Source organism: Skermanella sp. TT6 (assembly GCF_016653635.2).
Classification (GTDB): domain Bacteria; phylum Pseudomonadota; class Alphaproteobacteria; order Azospirillales; family Azospirillaceae; genus Skermanella; species Skermanella cutis.
The window spans coordinates 1,652,265-1,674,832 of record NZ_CP067420.1; the positions used below are offsets into that span (position 1 = coordinate 1,652,265).

General features: G+C 68.4%; 20 protein-coding genes. 11 read left to right on the forward strand and 9 right to left on the reverse strand.

Annotated features, from left to right (window positions below; all coding sequences use genetic code 11):
- Positions 1-19: 19 nt before the first annotated feature.
- From IGS68_RS07710 to IGS68_RS07735, 6 genes are all read right to left on the reverse strand, one after another.
- Positions 20-820, reverse strand: coding sequence for an ABC transporter ATP-binding protein (locus IGS68_RS07710; protein ID WP_201078638.1), 801 nt, complete (start codon positions 818-820; stop codon positions 20-22).
- A 13-nt stretch (positions 821-833) separates the two neighbouring features.
- Positions 834-1,709 carry a nitrate ABC transporter permease gene (ntrB, locus tag IGS68_RS07715; protein WP_201078640.1) on the reverse strand — a complete coding sequence of 292 codons (876 nt, stop codon included), beginning with the start codon at positions 1,707-1,709 and terminating at the stop codon, positions 834-836.
- Positions 1,710-1,747: 38 nt separating this feature from the next.
- Positions 1,748-3,175, reverse strand: coding sequence for a CmpA/NrtA family ABC transporter substrate-binding protein (locus IGS68_RS07720; RefSeq protein WP_201078642.1), 1,428 nt, complete (start codon positions 3,173-3,175; stop codon positions 1,748-1,750).
- A gap of 390 nt (positions 3,176-3,565) precedes the next feature.
- The gene (locus IGS68_RS07725; protein ID WP_201078645.1) at positions 3,566-4,141 is read right to left on the reverse strand and encodes an ANTAR domain-containing response regulator; all 576 of its coding nucleotides are present in this window, start codon (positions 4,139-4,141) and stop codon (positions 3,566-3,568) included.
- Between the two features lie 249 nt (positions 4,142-4,390).
- Complete coding sequence (locus tag IGS68_RS07730) at positions 4,391-5,371, reverse strand: pseudouridine-5'-phosphate glycosidase (protein WP_201078647.1); 981 nt, start codon at positions 5,369-5,371, stop codon at positions 4,391-4,393.
- A 9-nt stretch (positions 5,372-5,380) separates the two neighbouring features.
- Positions 5,381-6,316, reverse strand: coding sequence for a carbohydrate kinase family protein (locus tag IGS68_RS07735; RefSeq protein ID WP_201078649.1), 936 nt, complete (start codon positions 6,314-6,316; stop codon positions 5,381-5,383).
- A gap of 124 nt (positions 6,317-6,440) precedes the next feature.
- Between IGS68_RS07735 and IGS68_RS07740 the strand changes: the two genes are divergently transcribed.
- Together IGS68_RS07740 and IGS68_RS07745 are read left to right on the forward strand one after the other, a co-directional pair.
- Positions 6,441-7,541: a ligase-associated DNA damage response exonuclease gene (locus IGS68_RS07740; protein ID WP_201078651.1), complete on the forward strand. Its 1,101-nt coding sequence runs from the start codon at positions 6,441-6,443 to the stop codon at positions 7,539-7,541.
- Complete coding sequence (locus tag IGS68_RS07745; protein WP_201078653.1) at positions 7,538-9,106, forward strand: cisplatin damage response ATP-dependent DNA ligase; 1,569 nt, start codon at positions 7,538-7,540, stop codon at positions 9,104-9,106. Before IGS68_RS07740 ends, IGS68_RS07745 begins: the two co-directional genes overlap by 4 nt.
- A 60-nt stretch (positions 9,107-9,166) precedes the next feature.
- Here the strand turns inward: IGS68_RS07745 and IGS68_RS07750 are convergent, their stop codons facing one another.
- Together IGS68_RS07750 and IGS68_RS07755 are read right to left on the reverse strand one after the other, a co-directional pair.
- A complete protein-coding gene (locus IGS68_RS07750; protein WP_201078655.1) occupies positions 9,167-9,667 on the reverse strand; it encodes a YciE/YciF ferroxidase family protein in 501 nt (166 codons plus the stop codon).
- A gap of 84 nt (positions 9,668-9,751) precedes the next feature.
- Positions 9,752-10,660 (reverse strand): cytochrome c oxidase assembly protein, encoded by a 909-nt coding sequence (locus tag IGS68_RS07755; protein ID WP_201078657.1) that lies wholly within the window; start codon positions 10,658-10,660, stop codon positions 9,752-9,754.
- Positions 10,661-10,867: 207 nt separating this feature from the next.
- On the opposite strand from IGS68_RS07755, the gene IGS68_RS07760 reads away from it, so the two are divergent.
- The 3 genes from IGS68_RS07760 (at position 10,868) to IGS68_RS07770 (ending at position 13,558) form a co-directional block, all read left to right on the forward strand.
- Positions 10,868-11,695 carry a transglutaminase-like domain-containing protein gene (locus tag IGS68_RS07760; RefSeq protein ID WP_247881224.1) on the forward strand — a complete coding sequence of 276 codons (828 nt, stop codon included), beginning with the start codon at positions 10,868-10,870 and terminating at the stop codon, positions 11,693-11,695.
- 109 nt (positions 11,696-11,804) lie between these two features.
- The gene (locus IGS68_RS07765; protein WP_201078659.1) at positions 11,805-13,154 is read left to right on the forward strand and encodes a dihydrolipoyl dehydrogenase family protein; all 1,350 of its coding nucleotides are present in this window, start codon (positions 11,805-11,807) and stop codon (positions 13,152-13,154) included.
- Between the two features lie 182 nt (positions 13,155-13,336).
- Positions 13,337-13,558, forward strand: a complete 222-nt coding sequence (locus IGS68_RS07770) for a hypothetical protein (protein WP_201078661.1) — start codon at positions 13,337-13,339, stop codon at positions 13,556-13,558.
- Positions 13,559-13,568: 10 nt separating this feature from the next.
- Here IGS68_RS07770 and IGS68_RS07775 read toward each other — a convergent pair whose 3' ends face one another.
- Complete coding sequence (locus IGS68_RS07775; RefSeq protein WP_201078663.1) at positions 13,569-14,882, reverse strand: hemolysin family protein; 1,314 nt, start codon at positions 14,880-14,882, stop codon at positions 13,569-13,571.
- Positions 14,883-15,035: 153 nt separating this feature from the next.
- On the opposite strand from IGS68_RS07775, the gene IGS68_RS07780 reads away from it, so the two are divergent.
- The 6 genes from IGS68_RS07780 to pgmG all read left to right on the forward strand — a co-directional run bounded on the left by IGS68_RS07780 (position 15,036) and on the right by pgmG (position 22,459).
- Entirely contained in the window at positions 15,036-17,090 is a 2,055-nt protein-coding gene (locus IGS68_RS07780) for a molybdopterin-containing oxidoreductase family protein (protein ID WP_201078666.1), read from the forward strand.
- 116 nt (positions 17,091-17,206) lie between these two features.
- The gene (locus IGS68_RS07785; protein ID WP_201078668.1) at positions 17,207-17,923 is read left to right on the forward strand and encodes a vWA domain-containing protein; all 717 of its coding nucleotides are present in this window, start codon (positions 17,207-17,209) and stop codon (positions 17,921-17,923) included.
- 15 nt (positions 17,924-17,938) lie between these two features.
- Positions 17,939-18,661, forward strand: coding sequence for a DnaJ domain-containing protein (locus tag IGS68_RS35430; protein ID WP_247881225.1), 723 nt, complete (start codon positions 17,939-17,941; stop codon positions 18,659-18,661).
- A gap of 104 nt (positions 18,662-18,765) precedes the next feature.
- Positions 18,766-19,635 (forward strand): UTP--glucose-1-phosphate uridylyltransferase GalU, encoded by an 870-nt coding sequence (galU, locus tag IGS68_RS07795; RefSeq protein ID WP_201078670.1) that lies wholly within the window; start codon positions 18,766-18,768, stop codon positions 19,633-19,635.
- 86 nt (positions 19,636-19,721) lie between these two features.
- The gene (locus IGS68_RS07800; RefSeq protein ID WP_201078672.1) at positions 19,722-21,077 is read left to right on the forward strand and encodes a UDP-glucose dehydrogenase family protein; all 1,356 of its coding nucleotides are present in this window, start codon (positions 19,722-19,724) and stop codon (positions 21,075-21,077) included.
- On the forward strand, positions 21,074-22,459 hold the full coding sequence (gene pgmG / locus IGS68_RS07805) for a phosphoglucomutase/phosphomannomutase PgmG (protein ID WP_201078674.1): 1,386 nt from the start codon (positions 21,074-21,076) through the stop codon (positions 22,457-22,459). The genes IGS68_RS07800 and pgmG overlap by 4 nt, the downstream gene beginning before the upstream one ends.
- The last annotated feature ends 109 nt before the right edge of the window (positions 22,460-22,568 follow it).

The window sequence follows — 22,568 nt, forward strand, 5'->3', positions numbered from 1 at the left end:
CATGGGGGGAGTCTCCGGCTCAGGCGGCATCGGCGTCGGCGGGGCGATGCCGGGCATAGAGGAAGCGCAGCACCTCGCCGCGGCAGTGGGCGTAGGTCGCGTCGTCGGCCAGGTCGAGGCGCCTGCGGGGGCGCTCCAGCGGGATGTCCAGCACTTCGCCGACGGTGGCGGCGGGGCCGTTGGTCATCATCACGATGCGGTCGGACAGCAGCACCGCCTCGTCCACGTCGTGGGTGATCATGATGACCGTGTTGCGCAGGGTGTTCTGGATCTGCATCAGCGCGTCCTGGAGCCGGGCGCGGTTGAGCGCGTCGAGGGCGCCGAACGGCTCGTCCATCAGAAGCACCTTGGGCTCCATCGCCAGCGCCCGGGCGATGCCGACGCGCTGCTTCATGCCGCCGGAAATCTCGGACGGGTGCTTGCCCGTGGCATGGGACATGCCGACCAGGTTCAGGTTGTGCAGGGTCCAGTCGTGCCGTTCCTGCGCGCCGCGGGTCTTGCCGAACACCTTGTCCACGGCCAGCCGGACATTGTCGTAGACGGTCAGCCAGGGCAGCAGGGAGTGGTTCTGGAACACCACCGCCCGGTCGGGACCCGGCGCGTCGACCAGCTTCCCTTCGAGGAAGACCCCGCCCAGGGTCGGCTTCAGCAGGCCCGCGACGATGTTCAGCAGGGTGGACTTGCCGCAGCCGGAATGGCCGATGATGCTGACGAACTCGCCCCGGGCGATCTTGAGGTCCACGTCGCGCACGGCGGGAACCGGCGACTTCCGGGGGTTGAAGGTGATGCCGACGCCTTCGATGCTGAGATATGCGGTCATGTCGGGTGTCCCTTCAGCGCTTGGTGTGGTCGAAGCGGCGCTGGATCAGGTTCATGCCCATGTCCAGCAGGATGCCGACCAGCCCGATCACCACGATGGCGACGATGATGCTGGACACGTTAAGGTTGTTCCATTCGTCCCAGACGAAGAAGCCGATGCCGATGCCGCCGGTCAGCATCTCGGCCGCCACGATGACCATCCAGGCGATGCCCAGGGACAGGCGCATGCCGGTCAGCACGTGGGGCAGGGTGGCGGGCAGCAGGATGTGGCGGACCATCTCGATCCGGTTCAGCCGCAGGACGGCGGCGACGTTGCGGTAGTCGTTGGGGATCGCCTCGACCCCCGCCGCGGTGTTCAGGATCATCGGCCAGATGCTGGTGATGAAGATCACGAAGATCGCGGAGGGATCGACCGCCCGGAACAGAAGCAGCCCGATCGGCAGCCAGGCCAGCGGGCTGACCGGCCGCAGGATCTGGATCAGCGGCGCCCAGCCCTTGCGGAAGATCGCGCTGGAGCCCATCAGGAACCCGACGGGTACTCCCACCAGGGCCGCCAGCAGGAAGCCTGCCATCACGCGGCCCAGCGAGTAGAGCACCTGCCAGAACAGCCCCATGTCGTTGGGACCGTTGCTGTAGAACGGGTCGGACAGCAACTCGACGCCGCGCTCCCAGGTTTCCCCGATGCCGGGAAAGCCGCCGCCCAGGTTGACGGCCACCAGGTGCCACGCCAGCAGGACCACCAGCAGGGTGATGGCCGGCAGCACGATGTCGGGCAGCGCCTGGAACACCCGTTCGCGGAGGCGGGCCGCCGCCGACGGGGCCGCGGGCAGGGAGGATTGCGGCTGGACTGCGGGCGAGCGCGTGGTCTCGTCCACCGGGACGCTGGTCATGTCTGGAAACTCCTTGATGATCTGGAGCGACGGACGATTCAGACGTTCGCCTGGGCGAGGGCGTCCAGGTCAATCCTGGGCTTGGAGACCTCGAAGCCGCGCAGATAGCCCACGGGGTCGGCCGGATCGAAGGTTCGGCCGTCGAGGAAGCGGTCCGGCCCCATGACGATGGGCCGGGTCGCGTCCGCCAGGGTCCAGGGCTCCGCCCGCGCTCCTTCCGACTTCCAGTCCACGGTCGGGTAGGCGACGCCCAGTTCCTTGGCGGCCTCGCGGTAGATGTCGGTGCGGAACACCGCCTCGGCGGTCCTGGCGAAGTTGATGGGCTGCTCGATCTGGCCCCAGCGCGCCATCTGCGTCAGGTACCACACCGCTTGGCTGCGCCACGGGAAATTGGCGGCGTAGCGGTGGAACACGTTGAAGTCCGGCATCGGCAGCGCCGGTTCCTTGGGCGCGTACTGGAAGGTGCCGGTCATGGACATCTTGACCACGTCGGCCGGGGCGTTGACGTAGGCCTTCTGCGAGATGATCTCGACCACCTCCATCCTGTTGCCCGGCTCGTCCATCCACTGCGCCGTCTCGATCAGCGCGCGGATCAGGGCCTTGTGGGTGTTGGGGTTGGCGTCGGCCCAGTCCTGGTTGACGCCGAAGACCTTCTCGATCTTGTTGTTCCAGATGTCGTAGTTCGTCACCAGGGTGCGGCCGATCCCGGCCTGCACGGCGCGGGCGTTCCACGGCTCGCCGACGCAGTATCCCTGGATGTTGCCGGCCTGGAGGTTGGCGACCATCTGCGGCGGGGGGATCACGATCAGGCGGACGTCCTCGTCCGGATCGATCCCGGCCGAGGCCATCCAGTAGCGCAGTTCGTAATTGTGGGTGCTGACCGGGAACACCATGGCGAAGGTCAGCGGCTCCTTCCCGGCCTTCTTGTCGGCGTCGATCACCTTCTTCAGGGCGGCGGCGCCGACCGGGTGCTTCCTCATGGTCTCGGGGTCGATCTCGACCATGCGGTCGTAGAGGGCCGTCGAAACGGTGATGGCGTTGCCGTTGAGGTCCATGGAGAACCCGGTGACCGTCGGCTTCTGGATCGCGCCGATGCCGAGCGTCGCGGCGAGCGGCATGCCGGCCAGCATGTGGGCGCCGTCGAGCGCCCCGATCATCACCTTGTCGCGGATATTGGCCCAGGACGCCTCCTTGGACAGCGCCACCTCCAGGCCGTGCTTCCCGAAGAAGCCTTTCTCGGAGGCGATCACCAGCGGCGCGCAGTCGGTCAGCGGGATGAAGCCCAGGGTCAGCTTCGTCTTCTCGATCCCGTCGGTGCCGGCCGCCCAGGCACCCGCCGGGGTGGCCGCCCTGATCGCGGAGAGCAGCGCCGCGGTGCCGGCGAGCGAGGCGCCGGCCTTGAGAATGCCGCGGCGGTCCTGCCGGGCGGTGAGCTTGGAGGTGAACAGTGCAGGGTCCTTGGACATCGCTCGCTCCATCGGCCGAAATCTCGGCAATAAAAAAGGCGCCGGAACGTCGAGCGGGCTGTTGGGAGCCGCTCGGCATTCGGACGCCATTATCCGGGGTAGGTCGTTCCGCCGTTGGACCGACACTGTCTCGTGCGCCTGGCGCTCCGCCATTGGATCGCCGCGCCGCACGCTATTCATACTAGCAAGCCATGTGCCAACATTCGGCAGGCGCGGAAAGCCGCGGGGAGCCTGGTTTCCGCTCCAGCCGGGCCGTCCGAACGGCCACCGAAATGCCTGCGATCCCGCCACTGCCGGTCAAAAATTGTGCAGTGCGCAATTCTGCCTGGAAAATGATCAGGGGCCGGTCGGGCAAACCAAGCTATTTCAACGGTTTGGGTGACGGGCTCGTCAGCCCTTGAACAGTTGGGAGAGCGACAGGATGTTCTCGGCGATCTCCGCGAGGCGCTTGTTCTGGTCCATGGCGAGCTTGCGGAGGAAGCGGTATGCCTCTTCTTCGGTCACGCCCTTGTGGGCCATCAGCAAGCCCTTGGCCCGCTCGACCACCTTGCGGTCGGCCAGCGCCGTCTTGGACCTGTCCAGTTCCTCCTGGAGCTTCCGGAACTTGGTGAACTGCACGATCGCGATCTGGAGGATCGACTTGACCATCTTGGGGCTGAGCCCGTCGGCGACATAGACGCTGACCCCGGTCTCGATGGCCTCGTTGATGAGCGTGCTGTCTTCCTGGGCAACGAACATCGCGATCGGCCGCGGGTTCTCGCGGTTGATCGTGATCAGGTTCTCCAGATAGTCGCGGTAGGGGGACTCCAGGTCGATGATGACCAGGTCCGGCCGGTGGGTCCTGATGCCCTCGCGCAGGTCGTCGTCCTTGCTGATGGTGGCGACCACGTCGTAACCGGCCTCCTTGAGGCCGGACAGGACGACATCGGACCTCTCGGGGTTCTCATCGACGACCAGAAGGCGCAATTCCAACGTTCCTGTGGATTGTCATCACCGTTTCATCGCGCGGACGACAAGCAAGCCGTGGGCCACGGGGTGACGGCTGACGGGGACGCGTTGGGAGGTTCTATTTCTTGGCCACAGATGCACGCAGATGGGCGCAGATATGGTTCATGGACAAGCGCCGGCCGTCCTCGGAAGCGCCGGTATGCCGGAGCTCATCCGAGTTTATCTGCGTCCATCTGTGGCCAGAAAACCGGAAGCGCCGGCTACCCGTCAGTACCAGGGCCGCGTCCGCGTCAGGTGCGGCTTCGGCGGCAGCGCCGTCTCCGCGCTCAGTTCGGCATAGGCGTGGGCGATGGAGGCCGCCACGGCGGCGTTGTTGCGGACCAGGGCTATGTTGGCTTCCAGGCTGGCGCCGCCGGTCAGTTCCTCCAGGCGGGACAGCAGGAACGGGGTCACGTCCTTGCCCTTGACGCCCTGCGCGTCGGCATCGGCCAGCGCCCGGGCGATGGCGTCGTCGACGAAGTCCTGGTCGAGCGCCGCCGACTGCGGGATCGGGTTGGCGATCACGGCGCCGCCGTTCAGGCCGAGCTGCCACTTGGCGCGCAGGATCCGGGCGACCATGGCCGGGCTGTCGCATCGGGACGCCAGCCGGATGCCGCTGGAGCGGGTGTAGAAGGCCGGCAGTTCGTCGGTGCCATAGCCCAGCACGGGAACGCCGCGGGTCTCCAGGTACTCGACCGTCTTGGGCAAATCGAGGATCGCCTTGGCGCCGGCGCAGACCACGGCGACGTTGGTGGTCGCGAGCTCGTCCAGGTCGGCGGAGATGTCCAGCGTGCTCTCCGCGCCCCGGTGGACGCCGCCGATGCCGCCGGTGGCGAAGACGGCGATCTCCGCCAGCGCGGCGCAGATCATGGTGGCGGCGACCGTGGTGGCGCCGTCGGCGCGGGTCGCGAGCGCCACCGGCAGGTCGCGCCGGCTCAGCTTCATGACCTCGCGGCCCTGGGCCTGGCTGTTGCCGAGATGCTCCAGGTCGTCGTCGGTCAGTCCGATGCGGATGCGGCCGTCGAGCACCGCGATCGTCGCCGGCACGGCGCCGCCGTCGCGGATGGTCTTTTCCATCAGGCGGGCCGTCTCCACGTTCCGCGGATAGGGCATGCCGTGGGAAATGATGGTCGACTCCAGCGCGACCACGGCCTTTCTGGCCTGGAGCGCCTCGGCGACCTCGGGGTGGATGGCTAGGTAATCGTGCATGCCGGCAGTCTACGCGGATTTCCGCAAAAGTCCCGCGCGTTCGATGGCGAGATCGGCGTTGAGCGACGGGTTCACCGTTTCGGCGGTCTCCACCGCCCAGGCGGCGCAGGCGAGGCCGATCCGCATGGCGTCCTCCATGGAATGGCCGCCGATCCGGCCGAAGATCACCCCCGCCACCAGCGCGTCGCCGGCGCCCGTCACCTCGTGGACATCGACCGGCGGCGGCAGGAAGAAATCATAGTCGAAGGGGGAGGCGACGAAGGCTCCTTCCTGGCCGCGGGTGATCACCACGCTGCCCACGCCGTTGCACATCAGGCGGTAGCCGGCCTCGCACACGTCCAGGGGCGCGCGGATCGGAACGTGGGAGAGGTAGGCCGCCTCGTCCCCGTTGGCGAACAGCGTGTCGATGCCGCGCAGGATGCCCTGGAGCCGGGCGGCCTTGGCGACCGAGACGCAGTCCACGTAGACGGTGCAGCCCTCCGGCTTGCGGCGCAGCAGCAGGCGGAGCGACTCCGCCGGCAGGTTGCAGTCGATGAACCAGACCGGGATGCGCTCCAGGCGGGGCAGCAACGGCTCGATCAGCTCCGCCGTCAGCTCGTCGTAGATGCCCATGTCGGCCAGCCCGACCACCAGTTCGCCGCCGCGGTCGATCAGCGCGGTGTAGGAGGCCGTCGGCGAGGTGGCCGAACGGGTGCAGGCGTCCACGCCGATGCCCGCGTCGGCCAGCCCCTGGAGCACAGCGTCGCCCTCGCGGTCGGCGCCGACCCGGCTGACCATCGTCACCGGAAGCCCCAGGCGGGCCAGGTTCTCCGCCACGTTGCGGGCGACCCCGCCCATTCCCAGCCGCATGCTGACGGGATTCGAACTTCCCGGGACGACCGGACCGGCAGCGATGGCCTTGCGATCGATGTGGGCGGCACCGATGCAGGCGACGGTGGGCTCCATGGGGTAAGCCTCTCCTTCGTGGAATCCTTCTAAAGAACAGGATGAACTTAGAACGGGTGATACCGCAAGAGCCGGGATGACGGCGGGTTTGGCTTTTTCCCGCGATGTTGCCCATATATCCACCATGACCGCTCCGACCGCTCTCCCAGAAGCCTGGCCTCCCGAATCCTGGATCAAGGTGCTGCCCCAGGGTCTCTACGTCGAACCGGGCGACTTCTTCGTCGACCCGGTCCGCCCGGCCGCACGCGCCGTGATCACCCACGGCCACGCCGACCATGCCCGTCCGAACAACGAACGGGTGCTCGCGACCCCCGACACCCTGGCGATCATGCGCGCCCGCTACGGCGAGGCGGCGGGCGGGGCGCTCCAGCCGCTGCCCTATGGCGAGACGGTGCGCATCGGCGAGGTGGACGTCCGGTTCGTCCCGGCCGGCCATGTGCTGGGCAGCGCCCAGGCGGTGATGGAGTACCGGGGGTGCAGGATCGTCGTCTCGGGCGATTACAAGCGCCGGGCCGATCCGACCTGCGCGCCGTTCGAGCCGGTGCCCTGCGACGTGTTCGTGACCGAGGCGACCTTCGGCCTGCCGGTGTTCCGCCACCCGCCGGACGGCGGCGAGATCGCCCGGCTGCTCCACTCGGTCGAGCTGTTCCCGGAGCGCAGCCACGTGGTCGGGGCCTACGCGCTCGGCAAGTGCCAGCGGGTGATCGCCCTGATCCGCCAGGCCGGCTACGACAAGCCGATCTTCCTCCACGGCGCGCACATCCCGCTGTGCAACCTCTACCGGGAGCTGGGGGTGGACCTGGGCGAACTGGTGCCGGCGACCGGGCTGAAGAAGGATGCCTTCGTCGGCCATATCGTGATGGCGCCGCCCTCGGCGGTGGCGGACCGCTGGGCCCGCCGGCTGCCCGACCCCGTGGTCGCCATGGCCTCGGGCTGGATGACGGTGCGCCAGCGGGCCAGGCAGCGCGGCGTCGAGCTGCCGCTGGTGATCTCGGACCATGCCGACTGGGACGAGCTGTGCATGACCCTCGAGGAAGTCGGCGCCCCCGAGGTCTGGGTCACCCACGGGCGGGAGGAGGCGCTGGTCCATCACGCCACCGGCCGGGGCATCCGCGCCCGCGCCCTGGCGCTGGTCGGCTTCGACGAGGAGGGGCAGGGAGAGCTTCCCGACCTGGAGCAGCCGCCGGCGGCAGGGGCGGCCCCGGCCCAGGGGGCGCTGCTGTGAAGCGGTTCGCCAAACTGATCGACGCCCTGGTCTTCACCCCGTCGCGCAACGGCAAGATCCGGCTGATGGCGGACTATTTCAGCCACACGCCCGACCCTGAACGGGGCATCGCGCTGGCGGCGCTGACCGGCGGCCTGACCTTCACCGACGCCAAGCCGGCGGCGCTCCGCAACCTGGTCATGACGCGGGTCGATCCGGTGCTCTACGGCTGGTCCTACGACTTCGTCGGCGACACGGCGGAGACCATCTCCCTGATTTGGCCTCGGCGCCCCGGGGCCAACCACCAGCCGACCCTGGCGGAGGTGGTGGAGACGCTGGCCGAGACCAGGCGCGCCGACGTGCCCCGGCTGGTCGAGCGCTGGCTCGACGCGCTGGACGCCCAGGGCCGCTACGCCCTGATCAAGCTGATCACCGGCTCGCTGCGGATCGGCGTCTCGGCCCGCTTGGCCAAGACGGCGCTGGCCGAGTGGGGCGGCCAGAATGTCGACGACATAGAAGAGGTGTGGCACGGCCTGACGCCGCCCTACCTGCCGCTGTTCGCCTGGCTGGAAGGGCGGGAGGAGCGGCCCGCCGTCGGCGAGGGGGCGGGCTTCCGACCCTTGATGCTGGCGAACCCGCTGGAGGACGAGGACATCGCGGCGCTGGACGCCGCCCTCTACCGGGCGGAATGGAAGTGGGACGGCATCCGGGTGCAGCTCGTCGCCAAAGGGGGTGAATGCCGGATCTATTCGCGCACCGGCGACGACATCGGCCCTGCCTTCCCCGACATGCTGGAGGCGATGGCGTTCGACGCCGTGCTGGACGGCGAGCTGCTGGTGCTGCGCGACGGCGCCGTGGCGCCCTTCAACGACCTTCAGCAGCGCCTCAACCGCAAGACCGTGACCGCCAGGATGCTGCTGGACTTCCCCGCCCATGTCCGGCTCTACGACATCCTGTTCGACGGGCCGGAGGATCTGCGGCAGCAGGGATTCGACGAGCGGCGCCGCCGGCTGGAGGACTGGTACGCCCGGACGCTTCCGCGCCGCATGGACCTGTCGCCCATGCTGCCCTTCTCGACCTGGGGCGAGCTGGCGGAGCTGCGCGACGGCGCGCGGGAGAGCTCCATCGAAGGCCTGATGCTGAAGCGGTTCGACAGCCCCTATGTCGCCGGTCGGCCGAAGGGGCCGTGGTTCAAGTGGAAGCGCGGGCCGCTGACGCTGGACACCGTGCTGATGTACGCCCAGCGCGGCCACGGCAAGCGGTCGTCCTTCTATTCGGACTATACGTTCGGCGCCTGGAAGGGCGACGAGCTGGTGCCGGTCGGCAAGGCCTATTCCGGCTTCACCGACGAGGAACTGGGGATGCTGGACCGCTGGGTGCGCAACCACACGACCCGGCGCTACGGCCCGGTGCGCGAGGTCGAGCAGGGGTTGGTGCTGGAGGTGGCGTTCGACAGCGTCCACCGCTCGACGCGCCACAAGAGCGGGGTCGCCATGCGCTTCCCGCGCGTCGCCCGCATCCGCTGGGACAAGCCGCCGGCCGAGGCCGACCGGCTGGAGACCCTGGAAAAGCTAATCGTGGAGTAGGCGGGCAGCGAAAACCCCGCCCCGGGAGGGGGCGGGGTGGTCTTCAGGTGTGCCGGAAGATCAGGCGGCGGCCTGCATGGCCTTCTTGTTGACGTCGCCCACCGCCAGCTTGTTCAGCAGCTCGTCGGTCTTCTTTTCCTCGTTGAGGGTCTCTTCGAGGAGCTGGGCGACCTCTTTCATGCCGGAAGCCGAGGCCAGGGCATGCAGCGTGCCGTAACCGGCGATCTCGTAATGCTCCACCTTCTGGGCGGCGGCGATCAGGGCCACGTCGAGCAGCTCGGGCGCCAAGCCCATCTCCATGACTTCCTTGGCCTCCTCGATCAGCCCTTCCATCGCGTGGCAGTGCTTGCCGCGGGTCCGGGTGTCCAGCTTCTCGAAGACCTGCTCCAGGCGCTCGATCTGGCCGCGGGTCTCCTCGAGATGCTGCGTGAACGCCTGCTTGAGCTGCTCGTTCGACGCGGCCCGGGCCATCTTCGGGAGCGCGCGGGTCAGCTGCTTTTCCGCATGATAGATGTCGCGCAGTTCCTCGATCATCAGGTCCTGCATCGTCTTGACAGCCATGGTGTGCTCCTTTGCCGGGTTGAACTCGTCTCGCGGGCCGGGGGCTTGCCCTCTCCGCGATCGTCCGTCCCCAACAGCGCAGCCTCAGGTCGGTTCCGTGACGTTTGCGTTGCGGCGCTCGACCGCCGAGAGCCAGGCCCCGATCAGCCATAGCCCGGCGCCCAGATGGACGATGCCGGTCGGGACCCACATGATCAGCCCGGCCAGCTGCTGGTCCTCCAGCGCGGTCAGCCCCCAGAGCGAGGCGGAATCGCCGTAGGCCGGATAGAGCGGAGTCCGGGCGAAGGTCAGCAGGGCTCCCAGCATGCCGCCGTGGATCACGGTCACCAGCGTCCAGGCCGCGGCGGCCCCGTAGCCGCCGGGTCCGTCGCGGCCTGCATGCAGCACGCTCCACCAGAACAGCACCGCGCTCGCCATGAAGGTGACGTGCTCGGCCGTGTGGATCGCGTCGTCCAACAGCGCCGCCTGGAACGGCGCCGGCGCGTGCCAGGCCCACAGGGCGACGCCCTGGATCACCGCCGCGACCGAGGGCCGGGTCAGGAACCGCCCCGGCCGGAGCTTCCGCACCATCCCGGCGGCGGCGGGTCGCCAGCCCTCCGGCAGCGCCAGCATCATCGGGGCGAGCGGGGTTCCCAGCACCAGCAGCGGCGCGGCCACCACCATCAGCAGCATGTGCTGGACCATGTGGGCCGAGAATAGCGTGCCGCCCACCGCGTCGAACGGCCATACCAGCGCCAGCACGAGCGTGAGCTCCCCCGTCAGGAAGCAGGCGGCCCGCCAGCGGGGAACGCCCCGCCCGGTTCCGGCTCGGCTCCACATCCGCGCCACTCCGCGCCCATAGAGCCAATGCGTCAGGGCGAGCGGGACCAGCACCAGGGGATCGATGGACCACGCGTACCAGATCCCTTCCGGCGGGATCACGGTCAGCCCGTGGGCCAGGGCCGGCAGGGGCGGCAGCAGAAGAAGAGCCGTCAGGAGGAAATGGAGCGGCATAGTGTCCCGGCGTCGTCTGTTCCGATCATCAATAACGGGTAACGAACAGAATGGCGGCATGGTTCGAACTTTTTAATCAATCTACCCAAAATGCCGCAGCCAGCTATTCGTCACGGGCATTTGACCCGACCAATCGGCAATAATAAGGTCCGCGGAATTTGGCTTGGAGTGTCAAGGCGCGTGTCGATCATCATTGCACCATTTCGGATGGAGCGAACCGACCCCGGAATCGTCATCAAGGTCGGTTATGAATTTTCCATCGAGGTGGCCCGGCCGACCACGGTCCTGCTCCTGCTGAGCGTCCACCCAAGCCGCGAACGCAGCCTGCTGAAGCGCGACGTGGCGGAGACGTTTCCCGCGGTCCCGGTGGAGCAGTTCCTCGACGTCTACGGCAACCGGTGCTCCCGCGCCGTGGTCGGCCCCGGCGTCACCACCTTCCGCTCCATCGGGCTGGTGCGCGATAGCGGCGTGCCCGACCTGAGGAACGCGGGCGCGCGCCGGCACCGCGTCGACCGGCTGCCGCCCGAGGTGCTGCCCTTCCTGTTCGGCAGCCGCTATTGCGAGACCGACCTGCTGTCCGAGGCCGCCTGGGACCTGTTCGGCTCCGTGCCGGAGGGCTGGGACCGGGTGCAGGCGGTCTGCGACTGGGTGAACGGCGCGGTCGAGTTCGGCTATCGGCACGCGCGCAACACCCGGACGGCGCTTGAGACCTTCGACGAGCGAAGGGGCGTGTGCCGCGACTATGCCCACCTGTCCATCGCGCTGTGCCGCGCGCTGAACATCCCGGCCCGGTTCGTCAACGGCTACCTGGGCGACATCGGCATCGAGGCGCTGCCGTTCCCGATGGATTTCAACGCGTGGTTCGAGGTCTACCTGGACGGAAGCTGGCACATGTTCGACGCGCGCCACAACCAGCCGCGGATCGGCCGCATCCCCATCGCGAAGGGCCGCGACGCCGCGGATGTCGCGATGATTACGACCTTCGGGGCCCATACCCTCAAGAGTTTCCTTGTCTGGACGGAGCAGGTCGCCTGATATCCCTCGCGGGAAGCATGATGACAAGTCTCCGTCCGGCATGTTGTTGCAGGACGCGGAACGGCATCACTGTTTGATCGAAGGGCGCTCGGCCCTGGGGAGGACCGAAATGACCCGAAACTTTGACATCGTCGTGGTCGGGACCGGGGTCGCCGGAACGGCCATCGCGAAAGGGTGCCGGGCGGCGGGTCTCGACGTCGCCATCGTCGACGAGCTTCCCTATGGCGGGACGTGCCGGCTCCGGGGTTGCGATCCCAAGAAGGTGCTGCGCGCGGCGGCGGAGCCCGTGGCGGCCATGGCGCAACTGGGCGAGGTCGGCATCTTCGCCGAGCCGGCGGTGCCGGACTGGCGCGCGATGATGGGTTTCAAGCGGCGTTTCACCGACCCGGTGACCCCGTCCAAGGAAACCTCCCTCGCGGACGCCGGCATCGTCATGCTGCACGGCACCGCCCGCTTCGTCTCTCCCGACGCCATGGCGGTCGGCGACGCCGTGCTGCAGGCCGGGCACTTCGTGCTGGCGGCGGGCTCCAGGCCGGCGGACCTGCCGATCGAGGGTGCCGACCTGTTGCTGCACAGCGACGGCTTCCTGGACCTGGAGCGGCTGCCCCGCCGCGTCGCGCTGGTCGGCGGCGGCTACATCGCGATGGAGTTCGCCCATCTCGCCGTGCGTGCCGGCGCCGAGGTCACCATGCTCCAGCGCGGCGTGCGGCTGCTGGCCGGTTTCGATCCCGACCTGGTGGACCTGCTGGTCGAGCGGACCCACGACCTGCCGGTGGACGTCCGGGTCGGGACCGCCGTCACGGTGGTGGAGCGGACCGCCGACGGCTACCGCGTCCATGCGGACCAGGAAGGGCGGAGCCTCCGGTTCGATGCCGACCTGGTCGTCCACGCGGCCGGACGGGTGCCGAACCTGGGCGGGCTGGACCTGGAGGCCGGGAACGTGGCCGCGGGCAAGCGCGGCGTGGAAGTCGACGGCCATCTGCGCAGCGCCACCAACCCGCGCGTCTTCGCCGCGGGCGACGCGGCGGCCTCCGGCATGCCGCTGACCCCCAAGGCCAGCCACGATGCCGAGGTGGTGGTCGCCAACCTGACCGGCCGGGCCGGGCGCCGGGTGGATTACGGCGGGATGCCGAGCGTCGTCTTCTCCCTGCCGCCGCTCGCGTCCGTCGGCCTGCAGGAGGAGGAGGCGGCGCGCCGGGGACTGCGCTTCCGGGTCAACCACGCCGTCACCGGCGACTGGTTCAGCGCCCGGCGGCTCAACGAGCCCTGCTCCGGCCACAAGGTCCTGGTGGAGGAGGGCACCGGCAGTATCCTGGGCGCCCATCTCGTCGGTCCCCATGCCGACGAGGTGATCAACCTGTTCGCGCTGGCCATCCGCCACGGGATCACCGCCGACCGGCTCGCGGAGACCCCCTTCGCCTATCCGACCGGCGGAGCCGACGTCGCCTCCATGGTCTGACGGCCCCGGTATCGTTGGCGGTAGGTCGGCACCGGCTCCCGGCCGGGGCGGCATGAGGCGATCGAGACGATCGTTCCGCGTCCTGTTCCAACGTCCTAAACCGAAATTCCTAACTAAATTTAGTTTAATATCGAAGTGTCTTCGGGGTACTGTATCCTCCATCGATCGGGGGAGTGCTTCGAATGGCGGGCGGTGTCGACGACGAGGTGGCGGTGGCGGAGGCTTACGCCAATGCGCGAAGCCTCAGGGCCGACGACGCGACCGCCGCCGAGCTGGCGCGCCAGTGCTATCGCGACCTGTTTCCCGGCGTGCCCGAGGATCGGGTCGCCGCGGAGGTCGAGCGGATCGTCAAGCCCGTGCGCGCCGCGGTGGATTCCGGCCGCTCCTGGTGGGCGGGAGGCTGATCCCCGGCGGTCAGATCGACGGACCGTCGTCCTCCTTGTCCGCCGGCCGGGTCGTGACCAGGACCTTGTCGACCCGGCGGCCGTCCATGTCGACCACCTCGAACCGGCTGCCGCGCCAGGAGAAATGTTCGCCGGCGCTCGGCACGTGGCCCAGCTCGGCCATGACGAAGCCGGCCAGCGTGTGGAAATCGCGGTCGCCGCGCAGTCCGCGCAGGCCCAGCCGGTGCTCGGCCTCGTCGATCGGAAGCATGCCGTCCACCAGCCATGTCCCGTCCTCCCGGCGCACCAGACCGGCCTCGTCCTCGCCCGCCTCGGGGAAGTCGCCGGCTATGGTCTCCAGGATGTCGGCGGCGGTGGCGATGCCCTCGACGGAGCCGTACTCGTCGACGACGATCGCCATGTGCTGGCCGGTCTGCTTGAACAGTTCCAGCACCCGCAGCACCTTGGTGCCGTCATGGATGATCAGGGGCTTTTCGATGCAGGACTGGAGGTCGAGCGGCCGGCCGGTCAACAACTGGTCGAGCAGGTCCTTGGTCTTGACGATCCCGACGATCTCGTCCAGGTCGCCGCGGCTGACGGGAAAGCGGGAACGGCCGCTCTCGGCGATTTCCCGCCGGATGGCCTCGGCGCCATCGGCGAGGTCGAGCCAGTGGACGTCCGGCCGCGGGGTCATGATCGTCCGCACGCTCCGGTCCGCCAGCCGCAGCACCCCCTCGATCATCTCGCGCTCGGCCGGGTCGAAGACGCCGGTGCGCGCACCTTCGGCGATCATCGACTTGACCTCCTCCTCGGTCACCTCGGCCTGCTTGACCTGGTTGAGGCGGAGCAGGCGGAGAACCAGGTTGGTCGAGACGCCCAGCACCCAGACCAGCGGCGCGCCGAGCGCCGCGATCAGGCCCATCGGCCGGGAAACCACGGCGGCGATCCGCTCGGCATTGACCAGGGCGATGCGTTTGGGCACCAACTCGCCGATGATCAGCGACAGATAGGTGATCAGCACCACGACCACGGCGAACGAGACGCCGTCGGCATAGGGTTGGATCGCCGGGATGCCGCGCAGTTCCACCGCCAGGTATCCCGCGAGGGTCGCGCCGCCGTAGGCGCCCGCCAGGATGCCGATCAGGGTGATGCCGACCTGGACCGTCGACAGGAACTTGCTTGGGTCCTCCACCAGGCGCATCGCCGCCCGGGCTCCCCGGTCGCCTGCCTCGGCCATCTGCTGAAGCCTTGCCCGCCGGGCGGATACCACGGCCAGTTCGGACATGGCGAAGAAACCGTTCAGCACGATCAGCAGAACGACCACGGTCAGTTCCCAGGCGAACATGAACTCCTCGATTCGACATTTCGCTGCCGGACGTTAACACACCGGGGAGGGCGCCGGGGAAGGCGCATTGCCGGGACCTCCGGATACGGCTAGATTTGGGCTCAGCCGATCCGTCCAGACCGCTCCGCGGCTTGTTTATCGAAAGTTGTTCCGGTGCCTGATTCTACGTTCGTCCCTTCCGTCTGCCCGCACGATTGCCCCAGCACCTGCGCGCTGGAAGTCGAGCGGATCGCCCCGAACCGCATCGGCCGGGTGCGCGGCGCTCCGGACAACAGCTATACCGACGGCGTGATCTGCGCGAAGGTCTCCCGCTATGCCGAGCGGGTCCACCATCCCGACCGGCTGACCATGCCGCTCCAGCGCGTGGGCGCCAAGGGCGAGGGGAAATGGCGGGAGATCCCGTTCGAGGCGGCGCTCGACATCGTGGCCGAGCAGTTCGCCCGCGTCGCCCGCGAGCACGGCCCCGAGGCCGTCTGGCCCTATTACTACGCCGGCACCATGGGACATGTTCAGCGCGACGGCATCGAGCGGCTGCGCAACGTCATGGGCTATTCGCGCCAGGCGACGACGATCTGCACGGCGCTGGCCGATGCCGGCTGGCTGGCCGGCACCGGGGTGAAGCGCGGCGCCGACCCGCGCGAAATGGCCCTGTCCGACCTGATCGTGGTCTGGGGCGGCAACCCCGTGGCGACCCAGGTCAACGTCATGAGCTGGATCTCGCGCGCCCGGAAGGAGCGGGGAGCCAAGCTGGTCGTCGTCGATCCCTACCGCACCGGCACGGCGGAGCGCGCCGACCTGCACCTGGCGCCGCGCCCCGGCACCGACGGCGCGCTCGCCTGCGCGGTCATGCACGTCCTTTTCCGGGAGGGCTACGCCGACCGGGACTACATGGCGCGCTACGCCGACGCGCCGGACGAGCTGGAAAGGCATCTGGAGACGCGCACGCCGGCCTGGGCGTCCGCCATCACAGGCCTCGACGAGGAGGCGATCGTCGCCTTCGCCAGGCTCTACGGCTCCACCAAGCGAAGCTTCCTCCGGCTCGGCTACGGCTTCTCGCGCAGCCGCAACGGATCCGCCCAGATGCACGCGGTGAGCTGCCTGCCCGTCGTCACCGGCGCCTGGGCGCACGAGGGCGGCGGGGCGCTCTACAGCAATTCGGCGATCTACCGCCTGGACAAGACGCTGATCGAGGGGCGCGACCGCCTCGACCCGGGGGTCCGGGTGCTCGACATGTCCAGGATCGGGCCGGTGCTGGTCGGGGAGCGGGACGCGCTGGGCGCCGGGCCGCAGGTCCACGCGATGCTGATCCAGAACACCAACCCGGCGACCGTCGCGCCGGAGAGCGAGAAGGTGCGCGCCGGCCTGCTGCGCGACGACCTCTTCGTCTGCGTCCACGAGCAGTTCATGACCGACACCGCCCGGCTGGCGGACATCGTCCTGCCCGCGACCATGATGCTGGAGCATGACGACCTCTATACCGCCGGAGGCCAGATGCATCTCCAGGTCGGGGCCAGGCAGATCGATCCGCCCGGAGCGTGCCGGGAGAACCACGAGGTCATCCGCGGCCTCGCCAGGCGCCTGGGGGCGGAGCATCCCGGCTTCGGCATGACCGCATGGGAACTGGTCGACGCCACCCTGAAGGCGTCCGGCTGGCCCGACGCGGCCACGCTGCGCGACCGGCGCTGGCACGACTGCATCGCCGAGACGGACAGCCATTTCCTCGACGGGTTCGGCACGCCGGACCGGCGCTTCCACTTCAAGCCGGACTGGTCTCGGGTCGGTCCGAACCATGCCGACATGCCGCCGCTGCCCGATCATTTCGACGTGATCGAAGCCGCGACGGACGAGCATCCCTACCGGCTGGTCGCCCCGCCGGCCCGCCAGTTCCTCAACAGCAGCTTCACCGAGACGCCGAGCGCCCGGAAGCGCGAGGGGCGGCCGACAGCCCTGGTCCATCCCGAGGACTGCGCCGGCCTGGGGCTGGCCGACGGCGGGCTGGTCCGGATCGGCAACCGCCGGGGCAGCGTGCTGGTCCATGTCAGGCCGTTCGATGGGCTCCAGCCCGGGGTGGTCGTGGTCGAGGGGATCTGGCCCAACGACTGCTTCGTCGAGGGACGCGGGATCAACGTGCTGACCGGCGCCGACCCCGGGCGCCCGCTCGGCGGGGCGGTGTTCCACGACACGGCGGTGTGGCTGCGGGCGGGGTGAGCGTCCAGTCCCGTATCCCCGAAAGAGTGGGCTCTGGAAACAGCACGAATCCGGTTCCATTTCCGTTTATGGGACGCACGCCCTCGGTTTCCCATAGACAGGAGATACGGGCCGCCATGGCAGACGACGACAAGACACTGCCGACCACCAAGTCCAGCCAGTCCGACGTGGATGCCTTCCTGCGGAAAGTGGCGGCGACGCCGAACCTCAGGCAGTCCGGCCGGCGCGGTCGCCTGATGTTCGCCATGGACGCGACCGCCAGCCGGCAGCCGTCGTGGGACAGGGCGTGCCAGATCCAGGCGGAGATGTTCGAGGCGACGGCGGCGCTGGGCGGCCTGGACGTGCAGCTCGTGTTCTATCGCGGCTTCCGCCAGTGCCAGGCGAGCCCGTGGGTCGGCAACGCCAAGGACCTGCTGAAGCGGATGACGTCGGTCACCTGCCTGGGCGGCCAGACCCAGATCGACCGGGTGCTGAACCATGCCTTGAAGGAGAGCCGGCGCGAGAAGGTCGATGCCGTCGTGTTCGTCGGCGACTGCATGGAGGAGGAGGTCGACAGGCTCTGCCACCATGCCGGGGAACTGGGGCTGCTCGGCGTCCCGGTGTTCATGTTCCACGAGGGCGGCGAGCCGATCGCCCGGCGCGCCTTCGAGCAGATCGCCCGGCTGAGCGGCGGCGCCTATTGCCCGTTCGACGCCTCCAGCGCCCAGCAGCTCAAGGAACTTCTGAGCGCCGTGGCGGTGTTCGCCGCCGGCGGCCGGCCGGCGCTGGCCGACTACAGCCGGGGCAAGGGGGATGTGGTGCGCCTGCTCTCCCACCAGGTCGGCAACAGGTAGGGACGCGAAGCCCAGATGTTCCCGCTGTTCCTGCTCGGCATCGCGCTTCTGGTGGGTTTCTACCTGCTGGCGCAGGCCTTCGTGAACGCGGACCCGAAGAGCCTCGCGAAGGGCGTGAAATACACGACGATCGGCGTCACGGTAGTCGTGGTGGTCTTCCTGGCGATCACCGGGCGCCTCGGCACGGCCATGGCGGTCGCCGCCTTCGTCCTGCCGATGGTGCTCCGCTGGCGCGCCCTGATGAACCGCGTGAAGGCGGCGGCCGGCCCCAGCGAGGGGCAGAGCTCGACCATAGAGACCTCGTTCCTGCGGATGCGGCTCGACCATGACAGCGGCCGGATGGGCGGGGAGGTGCTGCGCGGCCGGTTCCAGGGCAGGATGCTGGACGATCTGGGGCTGGAGGAACTGCTGGACCTCCTCCGGGAATGCCGGGATGCCGATTCGCAGTCCGCCGCGATCCTGGAAGCCTATCTCGATAGGACGCGGGAGGAGGACTGGCGAGCCGGCGCTCCGGGCGCCGGGGAACACGGGGGCGGGTCCGCGGGTTCACGCGGTACCGGCGGCGCCATGACGCGCGAGGAAGCATATGAGGTATTAGGCCTTCAGCCCGGCGCAAGCGAGGGCGAAATAAAGGATGCCCACAGAAGACTTATGCTGAAGATGCACCCCGATCAGGGCGGGTCGACATATCTCGCGGCCAAGATCAATCAGGCCAAAGATCTGCTCTTACGCTCGTAAAGCGTGGGTTGCGCCGCAGCACACGCTTGTGGCAGAAAATTCAAGTCGTAAAGTGCCGCTTCGGGTTCTTCCCATCATTCCACGCGTAGCGAAAAGAGACACCCATGCGTAAAGCAGTGCGTAAAGCGGTTTTCCCGGTTGCCGGACTGGGCACCCGGTTCCTGCCCGCGACCAAGGCCATTCCCAAGGAGATGCTGCCCCTGGTCGACAAGCCGCTGATCCAGCACGCCGTCGAGGAAGCTCGCGCCGCCGGCATCGAAGACATCATCTTCGTGACCAGCCAGGGCAAATCGGCGATCGAAGACCATTTCGACATCAATGGCGATCTCAACAAGGTCCTGGAAACCCGGGGCAAGCTCGATGCGCTCGAGTCGGTCAAGGCGACGGAGATCGGTTCGGGCAAGCTCTTCTACACCCGCCAGCAGCAGCCGCTCGGCCTCGGCCACGCGGTCTGGTGCGCGCGCAAGCTGGTCGGCGACGAGCCCTTCGCGGTCCTGCTCCCCGACGACGTCGTGCTGGCCGGCACCCCCTGCCTCAAGCAGATGGTCGAGGCCTATGACGACGTCGGCGGCAACATCGTCGCGGTCGTGGACGTGCCGCGCGAGCACACCAACCGATACGGCATCCTGGACGTGGCGTCCGACGACGGCCGGCTGGCCGCGGTGAAGGGCCTGGTCGAGAAGCCGAAGCCCGAGGTCGCGCCGTCCACCCTGTCGATCATCGGCCGCTACATCCTCCAGCCGGAGGTCTTCGGCCATCTCGACCGCCAGGAGCGCGGCGCCGGAAACGAGATCCAGCTGACCGACAGCATGGCGCGCCTGATCGGGAACCAGCCGTTCCACGGCCTGCGGTTCGAGGGCACCCGGTACGATTGCGGCGACCGCGTCGGCTTCCTGGAAGCCAACCTGGCGTTCGCGCTGGAGCGTCCCGACATCGGGCACCTGGTCCGCGAGGCCATCGCCAAGCTGATCTGATCCGGTATATACCCCGGCCACCCAGGTAATCCGGCCGCTCCGCGGCCGGCATTCACGTTGAAATATTGAGATAGAGGGCACGGCCCATGCGTATCGCAATGATCGGAACAGGCTATGTCGGCTTGGTTTCCGGCGCCTGTTTTTCCGAGTTCGGCGTCAACGTCGTGTGCGTCGACAAGGACGCGGGCAAGATCGACCGGCTGAACCGCGGCGAAATTCCGATCTACGAACCGGGCCTCGACGATCTGGTCGCGAAGAACGTCAAGGCCGGGCGGCTGTCCTTCAGCCTTGACCTGGCCGGTTCGGTAGCCGACGCCGACGCGGTGTTCATCGCGGTCGGCACGCCTTCCCGCCGCGGCGACGGACATGCCGACCTCAGCTACGTCTACGCCGCCGCCGAGGAGATCGCCCGCGGCATCAACGACTATACGGTCATCGTGACCAAGTCCACGGTGCCGGTCGGCACCGGGCGCGAAGTCGCGCGCATCGTCCGCAAGACCCGCCCCGACGTCGAATTCGGAGTGGCGTCCAACCCCGAGTTCCTGCGCGAGGGGTCGGCCATCGGCGACTTCCTGCGGCCGGACCGGGTCGTGATCGGGACCGACAGCGACCGCGCCCGCGCGGTGATGCGCGCCCTGTACCGGCCGCTCTACCTGATCGAGACTCCGATCGTGATGACCAGCCTGGAGACCGCCGAGCTGATCAAGTACGCGGCGAACACCTTCCTGGCGACCAAGATCACCTTCATCAACGAGATCGCCGACCTGTGCGAGAAGGTCGGGGCCGACGTCCACGACGTCGCCAAGGGCATCGGTCTGGACGGACGGATCGGCAAGAAGTTCCTGCATCCGGGTCCCGGCTACGGCGGGTCGTGCTTCCCGAAGGACACGCTGGCCCTCGTCCGCACCGCCCAGGATTACGGCTCGCCGCTGCGGATCGTCGAGACGGTGGTGGACATCAACACCAAGCGCAAGCAATCCATGGCCGACCGGATCGTCGAGGCCTGCGGCGGCGACGTGGACGGCAAGACGATCGCCGTGCTCGGCGTCACCTTCAAGCCGAACACCGACGACATGCGCGACAGCCCCTCGCTGGACATCGTCCCGGCCCTGCAGGAGAAGGGCGCCGTGATCCGGGCCTTCGATCCGGCCGGACGGCACGAGGCCGAGAAGCTGCTGCCCGGCGTCACCTGGTGCGGCGACGCATACGAGACCCTGGAGGGGGCTTCGGCCGTGGCACTCCTCACGGAGTGGAACGAGTTCCGCGTGCTAGACCTTAAGCGCGTGCGGGAGTTGATGAAAACTCCGGTTATGGTAGATCTTCGCAATGTCTACAATCCGGATGACATGGAAATGGCCGGGTTCGCCTATACCTGCGTCGGGCGCCCCTCGCGTTTCCGCATCAACAATCGCGAACTGCGCGAGAAGGTTCTCGAGTCATGACTGAAACCCACAAGTTCCACGGCACCGTCCTGCGCGAGTACGATATCCGCGGCATCGTCGGCAAGACCCTGACCGCCGCCGATGCCCGGGCGATCGGGCGCAGCTTCGGCACCGTGGTGGTCAGGGGCGGCGGCGACCGGGTCTGCGTCGGCTATGACGGCCGGCTCAGCTCCGTGGAACTGGAGGCGGCCCTGGTCGAGGGACTGGTCTCGACCGGCCTGCATGTCGAGCGGATCGGCCTCGGCCCGACCCCGATGCTCTATTTCGCGGTCCGCGACCGCGGGGCCTCGGCCGGCGTCATGATCACCGGGTCGCACAACCCGCCGGACTACAACGGCTTCAAGATGATGATGGGCAAGGCCCCGGTCTACGGCCAGGCCATCCTGGAGCTGGGCGAGATCGCGGCCAAGGGCGACTACGCCGTGGGCGAGGGACGGGCGGAGAAGATCGACATCCGCGACGCCTATGTCGAGCGCCTGCTGAAGGACTACGACGGCGCCCGCGACCTGACCGTCGCCTGGGATGCCGGCAACGGCGCCGCCGGCGAGATCCTGAAGCGGCTGACGGCCAGGCTGCCGGGCAAGCACATCCTGCTGTTCGAAGACATCGACGGCAACTTCCCGAACCACCATCCGGACCCGACCATGCCGGAGAACCTGGTGGACCTCCAGCAGGCGGTGGCCGAGCACAAGTGCGACCTGGGTATCGCCTTCGACGGCGACGGCGACCGGATCGGCGCGGTCGATGCCGGCGGGCGGATCGTCTGGGGCGACCAGCTCGTCGCGATCTATGCCTCCGAGGTGCTGAAGACCCATCCCGGCGGCACCATCATCGCCGACGTCAAGGCCAGCCAGACCCTGTTCGACGAGATCGAGCGCCTGGGCGGCAAGCCGCTGATGTGGAAGACCGGCCATTCGCTGCTCAAGGCCAAGATGGCGGAGACGGGCTCGCCGCTGGCCGGCGAGATGAGCGGCCATATCTTCTTCGCCGACAAGTGGTACGGCTTCGACGACGCCCTCTATTGCGGCATTCGCCTGGTGGCCCTGGTCGCCAAGTCGGACAAGACGCTGGCCGAGCTCCGGGACGTGCTGCCGCAGGTGTTCAACACGCCGGAAGTCCGCTTCCAGACCGACGAGGAGCGCAAGTTCGCCGTCGTGAAGGAGGTCAAGGCGCGCTTGGCGGCGAGCGGGGCCACGGTCAACGACATCGACGGCGTCCGGGTCAACACCGAGGACGGCTGGTGGCTGCTGCGCGCCTCCAACACCCAGGACGTGCTGGTCGCCCGCTGCGAGGCGTTCAGCCCCGAAGGGCTGGAGCGGCTGAAGGCCTTGCTGGTCGAACAGCTCGGCGCCAGCGGCATCTCGGCCCCGGCGGACTTCTGATCTTCCGAAGTTTGCCGTATCCTGTAGGTCAGGTAGAGCGAAGCGGCACCCGACATCCACGCACCGGCTCTGTCGGATGCCGCTTCGCTCCATCCGACCTACGGTGATC